Annotated in this window: 7 protein-coding genes; all 7 read right to left on the bottom strand. The window is 49.4% G+C overall.

Going from position 1 to position 8,625, the window contains the following annotated elements; translation table 11 throughout:
- Window positions 1–54: 54 nt before the first annotated feature.
- Window positions 55–588 (bottom strand): hypothetical protein, encoded by a 534-nt coding sequence (locus tag Q1Y74_RS12415; protein ID WP_300814627.1) that lies wholly within the window; start codon window positions 586–588, stop codon window positions 55–57.
- On the bottom strand, window positions 575–1,243 hold the full coding sequence (locus tag Q1Y74_RS12410) for a hypothetical protein (protein WP_300814626.1): 669 nt from the start codon (window positions 1,241–1,243) through the stop codon (window positions 575–577). Before Q1Y74_RS12410 ends, Q1Y74_RS12415 begins: the two co-directional genes overlap by 14 nt.
- Window positions 1,244–1,272: 29 nt before the next feature.
- On the bottom strand, window positions 1,273–3,057 hold the full coding sequence (locus tag Q1Y74_RS12405) for an Mfa1 family fimbria major subunit (RefSeq protein WP_300814625.1): 1,785 nt from the start codon (window positions 3,055–3,057) through the stop codon (window positions 1,273–1,275).
- Window positions 3,054–4,133: a FimB/Mfa2 family fimbrial subunit gene (locus Q1Y74_RS12400; protein WP_300814624.1), complete on the bottom strand. Its 1,080-nt coding sequence runs from the start codon at window positions 4,131–4,133 to the stop codon at window positions 3,054–3,056. The genes Q1Y74_RS12405 and Q1Y74_RS12400 overlap by 4 nt, the downstream gene beginning before the upstream one ends.
- Before the next feature lie 172 nt (window positions 4,134–4,305).
- A complete protein-coding gene (locus tag Q1Y74_RS12395) occupies window positions 4,306–6,072 on the bottom strand; it encodes an Mfa1 family fimbria major subunit (RefSeq protein WP_300814623.1) in 1,767 nt (588 codons plus the stop codon).
- 193 nt (window positions 6,073–6,265) lie between these two features.
- Entirely contained in the window at window positions 6,266–7,684 is a 1,419-nt protein-coding gene (locus tag Q1Y74_RS12390; protein WP_300814622.1) for a DUF3868 domain-containing protein, read from the bottom strand.
- Window positions 7,685–7,790: 106 nt separating this feature from the next.
- Window positions 7,791–8,366, bottom strand: coding sequence for a DUF3575 domain-containing protein (locus tag Q1Y74_RS12385; protein ID WP_300814621.1), 576 nt, complete (start codon window positions 8,364–8,366; stop codon window positions 7,791–7,793).
- Window positions 8,367–8,625 lie beyond the last annotated feature (259 nt).

Raw genomic sequence — 8,625 nt, 5'->3', positions numbered from 1 at the left:
AGGATTGTATAAAAATTCTTTCCTTTCATCATACGCATTCCTTTCATCTGTTTGTCAAGTACCGGACGGAGTATCATCGGACGAATTACCGGGCGGATAAACCGGTACATAATGGATACCTCCGTCTTTCCATTCCACTTCCTTAGCAGTCACAATCACCCCGGTTTTATAGAACTTCAGATATATTTCGTACACATAACCGGGCTTAAATGCTGTTATGTTATCATCAGTTGCTTGTCCACTATCGTCAATTGCCTTGATAGGCAGATTGGTTCCGCTCCATGTAAATTCATAGGCATAGGGCGAACTAAAGTCCTGCAGATACGAGTATTCGGCAGATACCTCCAGATTAACTGTGGTCGTTACATTAGCCGGCTGGCAGACGTAACAGGAGTCTATCCGTTTATCCTGCAACACCATAATCATATCGTCGGTATTGTCTTTAAAGGTTAAACCATTTTCAAGTTTCTGATATTCTGTTACCTGATAGCCCCATTTATCTGTTCCATCCGGATTTTTCTCATTTAAAATGCTCCATGTAAGTTTTTTAGGCACATGAAACTTTTCATTCTCATTATTCAGCGTCACAGTAGCCTCCACCTTTCTGACATATACTTGCCCGGTAATGCTCTCGTGTCGGGAGGATTTTGGAAGTGAGGTGTCTGAACTGCAGTTCATTGTCTGCCGTATTTCCAAAAGGATGTTCAAAACTGCCTTTCTGTTCGCTTCGGGCATCGCAGGACAGGAAGTCACAGTGCGCCACCTTTTGCAGATCCGTTTCTGTCACGGTCAGTTTTCTGAATCCCAGTTTTGCGTCTTCTGTCAGCAGGGTGCGGGGCGCATAGCCGGTGGCGTATACATACGCTTCCGTATTGTTTGGATTCTCCGGATAAGGATGTCCGGTATCCAGCCAGCGGCTGTCCGCAAAGCTGAACGAGGTGATTGCATCGTTCATCAGGTAGGTGAAATAAGGGGTAGGTTTATTTCCGCTATTGTCAGCCAATAGTTTATCTGTTTCATTTTTAAAATCACCTTCATGCCAGAAGAACAGCTTGGCAGGCAGTTCTTCGCCCACCCACGCCTCTTCATCGCCGACTGCATACGTACTGCCTCCTCCCTCTACGGATGTATTGACCCGAATGGGCACATCGGTAAAGGAGAGCGATGCGTCGGTTGCCTGGTCGCAAGCCGCCAGCAGCGGCACGAACAGCAGGAAAAGCAGGTATCGGATATTCCGTTTCATCTTCGTTCTTTTTATCAGTTCATTCAAGCTTACCACAAATCCACCTCCAGCCTACCGCCTTTCTTCCACGGAACCACGGTTGTATTCACCTGGATGTTGTTGGGGTCAGTCTTCGACCCTCCCAATCGGGTTATCTTATTCAGTTTCAGAATGTAGTATGTATTTCTCGTTACTTGCGAGTCGCTATATACCGCTTTATTTGTGGTATTTGTTCCATCTCCATCCAGGTAAGTATAATAATAAGCCCACCCGCCTACGTAAGGCACATAATATATAGGGTTCGCTATCTTCTGCCGGGCACCGTAGGTATAATAATGATACAGGAAAGTATCTGTATTGCTTCCCGTATCGGAATCCGGCGTAAAAGCAAAGAAAGTATTGTCCGGAAACTTGCTACCGCTGTATGTACCGTTCGTCACCTGGTTGCCATACTCCGTGGAAGAGATATAGGCATTATTCAGTTTGAGCGACATGGTGAGTATAAACTGGGCGTCAGCTTCGGTATCAAATATGATGTTCTTCACTTCGCCTGTAGAAGTTGTCTCCTCTTCAAAGCTTTTCCAATCCGCATAATCACCTTTCATTTTACCCCATTTTTCTATTTCGCTTGCCGACATTCCTGTACCTGTTTCCAATTGATCATACAGTCCCTTTTCCACATAAATCTCTTTGGGAGTATAGCGCAAGGCGATGGATATGCTTGTCACCATCGGGAGGGCGAGTTTATAGGCTTTCAGCTGCGAATCATAATCACCCGGTATCGTAAACGTATTTTCCAGGAAATACATACCGGCTGTATAACTATTATTATTGTCAGTCGTCTGATCAAACTTCTGAGCCTGATAATAAGCATAATAAAGTTTGTATTGTTCCGTCTGGTTGTAATACACAAAGTCTTCCTGATACTCTTCGGTATTCAATGCCAGTTCGGTATCTGCCTCCGTAGAAGTAATATAGTATTTAAGGTCAGAATTGGGATCCTCATTATTATCGGTCTGTTTAAACCAATACAGGCTTTTGTTGGTTCCGTTGGGGAAATAATAGATGTCGCTGATGCGTACCCAGCCCTTCTTATCATTTTCAGAATCGATTACTGCATAAGCTTCATTCTTATCATACCCCTCTGCTATATCACTGGAGGCAGGAGCTACCGTAAGCAATGCTTTGGCTACCACCCGTTTCAAATCAACTGTTAAGGCAAGCGGATTGTCAGGAGAGGTATAGCCATGAAGGTCAAATTCTTTATTCGAACCCGAAACCGCCTGTCCGGTCATGGCGATGCCTATGTCGCGCTTACTAATACCTGTTACTCCAAACTGTGGCATAAATTCGTAAGGCGCAAACTCGTTGATGGCTCTTGTATAGGATGTTGCCTGGGTTTTATAGGTAGCTTCCGGACTTGTAATGCTTTCCGCCTGCTGGCGGGTCAGGTTTGCAGCCAGGTATATGCTCACGTTTTCCGGCAGGTTTAAATCCTGCAACTTGATGACATAGGTTTTCGTGTTGTCGGCTTGATAGAGGTTGGTAATGTCTGTCCAATAGACCAAAGCGTTGGTTGTCGAATTGAACAGATATATATAAAGAGAGTGAATATTGTTTTCATCTTCATCCTTGTCAGTTCCGGGAATGGTACCTTCATCGGTAGCTCTGCTGACGGCACCGCTACCGTCGTTCACCCGGAGGCTCAGGTTGAGATATAGCGAGTTTCTTGCGTGGGAAGTGTCGATTTCTTCCACGCAATCCTGCTCTTGACATCCGCCTGTCAGCAACAAGGCGAAGCAAGACAAAAACGCATATATCACTTTTTTCGTCATAAATCTACATTCTGCACCCGTTTGCTCCATCCCAGCACTCCGATGGACACGTTGGCGTAGGCCCAGCTGCCGCCGGAGAGGAAGAAGGAGAGGTCGTAGTCGTAGCCGCGGTCCAGGAATTCCTGTTTGGAGTAGCGGTGCAAGTCCTCGAAGTTGCTCAGGCGGCCGAGCAGGTCGGGCAGGTTGACTTCGATAACGGTCTTTCCCGTCTGCTTGTGCCGGACCACCAGCACCGCATCGTCCGCCATGTTTTCGTGGACAAAGATGCGGGAGGTCATGAAGTCGGCGTGTCCCATGTTTCCTACGGAAGTGCCGCTCCGGGTATCAGGGTCTTGTGTATTCCACGTGACGTAGGGGGTACACACGGCCGTGGCACCGGGAGCTTCCGAGTTGTCATAGTTCAGCCGGACATTGGAGTTGGTGATATAGAGTTCGTAGTCTTCAATGTTCATCACGTCCGGTTCGTCGATGTCGCGCAGGGTGACACTGATGTACTTCGTATTGCGCATCAGGGGCAGGGTGTGGTAGTTGTATTGTCCTTCCAGCACTTCCACGGTCGGGGCGGAATTCATGGTGTGCCACAAGGTGTCGAGGGGTTCGCCCTGGTGGTTCACCAGTTTGATGCCGTTGTACAGCACGATGTGCTCCAGGGTGACCTGAAGGTCCTCAATCCGGCTGTTCTCGTCCAGATCCGATGCTTGGAAGCCGGCACGCGTCCCGCCTCTCTTGTTCTCCTGATAGGCCACCGCCACGAAGCGGTACTTCCCTCCGGGCAGGTCCAGATACATGGTATAGTCGCGGTCTTTCAACGGACGGTGTTCCCCGTCGTTGGCCTCGGTATATTGTTCGAGGTACTTCCCCTCTTCATCGAACACGTAGACCGTCACCTCGCCCACGTGGTCGGGGAACATGTCTGCCCGCTGGAGGTTGTAGTCGTACCTGAAGTCGATGAACAGGCCATGTTCGCACCCTTCGCGGCTGTCGAAAATCAGGTCGGTACACGACATGACGCCCAGCCCCAGCAGGCAGCATGCCAGTCCCCACACCTTCACAATATGTTTGGCACAATGGTTCATAAAAAGTTGTTTTTTAGGTCTTTTGATTGAGCAGATGGGGAGGGGTGCCTCTTCACCACAGATTACACGGATTGACACCGATTCTTTCCGGAATCCCGATTGCCCAGTTCCATCCGTCTGCGACAATCCGCGTAATCTGTGGTGAATACGAGGCACAGCCTCACACACTATGTTACAGTTCTACACCCTGTGAACGTTTCGCCCAGGAGAGGACGTTGATGGTACAGTTGAGGTAACCTTCATCTTTCACAATCGGTTCTTCACCCGGATCAACACCCGGTTCGCCAGGACCGCTTACACTGTTAATCTGAATCTGATACCAGTTATTACGTACCACGCCGTAACCGCCAAGGAAATTGGCATCAGTTACCGCCTGACCTTTAGGTTGTTCGATCTCAAAATGCTGGATAGGAACAGAATAATAGTAGCAACCGCCGTCTTTATAGTAACGGACCTCACCGAGATCATTAAGGGCGTCATCATAAGTCGTATCAGAACCTTCTAATCCGGAAATTAATTCCTTAAGTTTTGAGGCACCCTTGTAATAACCTCCAGCAGCTGTTGAATTAATGTCCAAAGTTATACCAGCATCATCAGGTATTCCCAAATCCGTCTTAATCTTACTCAAGAATTCAGCTTTACTCAATGTTACAGCATTATCTCCTATCATAAAGAATGATTTATCCTCTGCATCTATGCCATCTACCAGATAAATAGCTTTAATTAACACGCATGTGGTATTGTTTTCTTTCATATCTGCTGCAGGAGCTGTATTTTCCAAACAATACTGGGGTACTATTCCAGCAGTCGTACTCTCAGAATATGCTTTCCATTTAGCGGGCAAGCTACTCCCTTCACTATGACTACGATAGATATTAAAATCAGTATCAGTAGAATTACCATCATAATTATTATCAATGGCCCAATAGATGCGCTTCCAATTACCTTCAACAGAAGTGGTTCCGATAAAATCTCGACCCTCAAGCTCAGTAAATTTAGTATTATCAAGCCAATCAGCTATACCTGAAACGTTTCTTAAGGGTTTAGTATTCTTGTTTGTTACATTGAGCACCCAACCTAAAGATTCTGCACCATCGTTTTTATCAACAAAAACAACCTGGTCACCGGTATAAACAGTATTTTTTTTTACAGCAAGTCCTTCTTTTTTAGAATCTGTACCTATTTGAGCTAAGTCGGGAATGGATACATCCACCTTAGCCACAATACGTTCTACATAGATGTTAACGGAATATTGTTCAGCTTCCTCTTTAGTGGGGTAAACTTTAACCGGAACCAGCGTTTGAGCTTTTTTGCTTACGTTATCATACAATGGTGCATTCAACATTAAAAAGCCATTTGATGTAACCTCATCTGAATTTAAAGCCCACTTTGCACCATCCAAATCCTTGAAGGTAGATGTACCGGATTCCAATATGATTGGGGCGTCACCATTCTTCAGAGTCAAGCGTTTGCCCTCGTTATCCACAGAAGCCAGGCTGTTATTTTCACCGTTGTTCAGAATTACTAAAGCATACATCTGAGTATTACCGTCACTTAGCACAGGAGCATTGAGTGTCTTTGCGTATGGTATATTTGAAACATGATTATTGTTGGTAGTCGAATTATCAGTCATTGTTCCTAGATCATAAGCCTTCACAAATTTAGCCTCTCCTTCTACATCTTTATCTTTCCCTTCAAAGAAAGCAATAATACCATTCTTAACAGTCCATTCTTTTTCAATTCCATCATTTAAATCATTAGTTTCATCAAATGCTCTTGTACTACTAACACTTGGCATATTAATTGCCACCTTCACATACCCTTCACCGGTAAGCGGCCCTTGACCGGTGTTTTCACTCTCGTCCAGCGAGTCGGAGCAGGCCGCCATTACCAGCGTTGCGGCCAGCATCCATGCCATGTTTTTCAAATTCGTTTTCATAATCAGTTCAATTAAAGTTTATCATTCAAAATATTATCTCTTTCGTAACAAAGGTGCTGTGGCGGGATGGCACACTGATGACACAGATGTGAACGATGGCCACAGACGTTTTTCCCTGTCTTGCAAGCGCAGCATCCGGCTTTACGCATCAAGGCTTGTCAGGAGTTGGGATACATTCTTTATTCTTCATTCTTTATTCTTCATTTCCCAGTATCTTCCGGTTCTCCTCCGCCTCCTTCACTCCGCCTTGCAGCGCCTGTTGCAGCAGCGGGAGGGCTTCGTCGTAGCGGCCTTGCAGCAGGAGCGATACGGCGCGGGCGTTGGCTGCCTGCGCACTGTCGCCCGCCTTGTCCAGATAGGGCTGCGCCTGCTCCGCCAGTCCCTGCTCCAGGAGGGCGCAGGCGGCGTTGAGGTTGGCCACTTCGCTGTGGGGGTACATGCGCACCGCCACGTCGAACACCTGCTTGAAGTCGTCGCTGCCCGGCTCGTAGGTCTGCGCCACGGCAAACATCTCGTCGAGGCTGAGGTTCTGCGGGCGGGTGCGGAGCACGGCCTTGGCCTCGTCCACGTTGAAGCTGCGCACGGTGTAGTCTATGCGGTAGTCGGTGCGGCGCAGGCCGGGATAGCACTCGGCCAGCAGGGTGGCGTAGGCTTCGGGATAGCGGCTGCGGATGGCGCGTTCCTTGTCGTCGGGCTCGCGGTCGCTGTCTATCAGGGCGAGGATGCCGTCGCGGTCGGCCAGCGTGCTGCCTGCCACGTAGCGGCGCAGGCCTTCCCAGTTCTCGGGCACGAAGTCGGTGACGAACAGGGTATCTACAAAGCCGTAACGGCTGCTGATGTAGCTCTTCAAGGCGCCGGTACGCCCTTCGGCCAGCCGGGCATTGCTGCGGTAGGTGCCTTCGGGCGAGGCAAAGCCGCGCAGGGTGATGCGGGTGATGCGGAAGTCGCGGTCGTGGAGGATGGTGTCTATGGAGGCGTGTATGCGCGCCAGTTCCTCGGGGTTGCGGCGGTAACCGGGGTTGATGTCGGTGCGGTTCACCACGAAGTCCAGATAAGCCTCGCCGCTCAGCGCACGCCGTTTCTCCACCTCCACGGCGGGAGCCACGTAGGCCAGGCGGGGGCGGAAGGCCACGTCGGCCTGCTGCAAAGAGAGCTGGCTGCCGGGATGCACCTCGCCACAGCCGCAGAGGTCTTCGGTGACGGCCAGGCGGGCACCGTCCATCCACGCCTCGTAGCGCAGGGAGGTGCGGTAGTCCACCGTCTGCTCCTCGCCCTGCTTGCGGCGGATGACGCGCCAGGGGGTGTCGGCATAATGCTGCTGCCCGTTGCGTTCGTAGTAGAGCCGACGCCGGCGGCCCATCACCTCGAGGGCGGGCAGTTCAAAGTGCCGTCCGTCTGCCTCCAGCGAGGGAATGAGCACGACGGAGCGGTTGGACTCCACCTCCATGGCAGATAGGTCAAGGTGCATCTCCACAACCACACTGTCGCGCAGGCGGTAGACGTCTGTCGACCTCACTTCCGCCCCGCTCTGAAGCGTCTGCTGGGCTACCAGCGGCAGAGCGGCCAACAGGCTACCCAGCAAAAGGCTATATCTCAAGACAATCCGTTTCATGGTTATGATGAGTTTTAGTTTGTTAGTTTTTTTGAGTTGGAATTATCCGCGTCCGTCCGTCTTTTTCCGTGTCGTCCGCGTATCTCAAAATTTCACCTTATTATATTTAGAAAACATATATCAAATTCAGGGCGGCCTTGGTGGGGCCGATGTAGTGGTGCGGCTCGTTGTCCTCCAACTGCTCGCCGCACCGCGGACAAAGGTATTTATCAGCCCGACTGTAAACGTAGCCCAAGCCGATGACGCCCTCGAGGCTCCAGCGGCGCGACAGCATCCAGTGGTAGCCGTAGGCCAGGCCCACGCCCGCCATCCAGCCCTCGAAGCGATGGCCTTTCAACTGGCCGAAGTCCGTGCCGAAGAGCTTGAAGTCCAGGTCGATGTTGCTGAGGTTGTACACCCCGCCCAGCAGATGGGCACCTACGAAGTGGCCGTTGAAGCGCTCGCACAGCCAGTAACGCAGTTCAGGCTGAACGAGCCAGTGCTTCCACTTCTTGTTTTCACCGAAAGTCCAAGGATTGACGTTGGCAGAGACATCCAAGGTCCACTTGGGAGACAAGCCGACCTCCGCCCCCAGATTGACTGTGGTCGTAACGTCATACAACAGATTCGTTTTGACGGCAACGTTTTGCGCCGACAAGGAGACGCTAATCAACAGGAATAGTAAGTATACACTCCACTTCATGTTTTTTTTGTTTTGTTTGTACAGTTTCTCTACGGGCGTTTCCCCAGTCCTCCGTCACCCTTCAGGTAACGGAATGTATATTTTATGCAAAAATAGGCAAAAGATTCAGTATATAAAATTTATAAAGAATTATTTTTCAGCACATCAACATTTTTAACTTTTCTCAAGTTTCGCAAGTGCGAAACTTGCAGGAGTTAAAGGAGTTAAAAGGAGTTATCGCCCACCAAGGTGGGCTTAGGAGTTAAAGCCGATAGCTCAA

Origin of the sequence: uncultured Bacteroides sp. (assembly GCF_949298305.1) — a bacterium.
Lineage (GTDB): Bacteria > Bacteroidota > Bacteroidia > Bacteroidales > Bacteroidaceae > Bacteroides.
Note: the sequence above shows the minus strand (reverse complement) of the source record. Positions and strands in the feature narration are given on the sequence as shown.

Bases quoted from the DNA above. Each gene is read 5' to 3' on its own strand.
- Q1Y74_RS12410 (WP_300814626.1), bottom strand. From the start codon at position 1,243: ATGAAACGGAATATCCGATACCTGCTTTTCCTGCTGTTCGTGCCGCTG.
- Q1Y74_RS12405 (WP_300814625.1), bottom strand. From the start codon at position 3,057: ATGACGAAAAAAGTGATATATGCGTTTTTGTCTTGCTTCGCCTTGTTG.
- Q1Y74_RS12400 (WP_300814624.1), bottom strand. From the start codon at position 4,133: ATGAACCATTGTGCCAAACATATTGTGAAGGTGTGGGGACTGGCATGC.
- Q1Y74_RS12395 (WP_300814623.1), bottom strand. From the start codon at position 6,072: ATGAAAACGAATTTGAAAAACATGGCATGGATGCTGGCCGCAACGCTG.
- Q1Y74_RS12390 (WP_300814622.1), bottom strand. From the start codon at position 7,684: ATGAAACGGATTGTCTTGAGATATAGCCTTTTGCTGGGTAGCCTGTTG.
- Q1Y74_RS12385 (WP_300814621.1), bottom strand. From the start codon at position 8,366: ATGAAGTGGAGTGTATACTTACTATTCCTGTTGATTAGCGTCTCCTTG.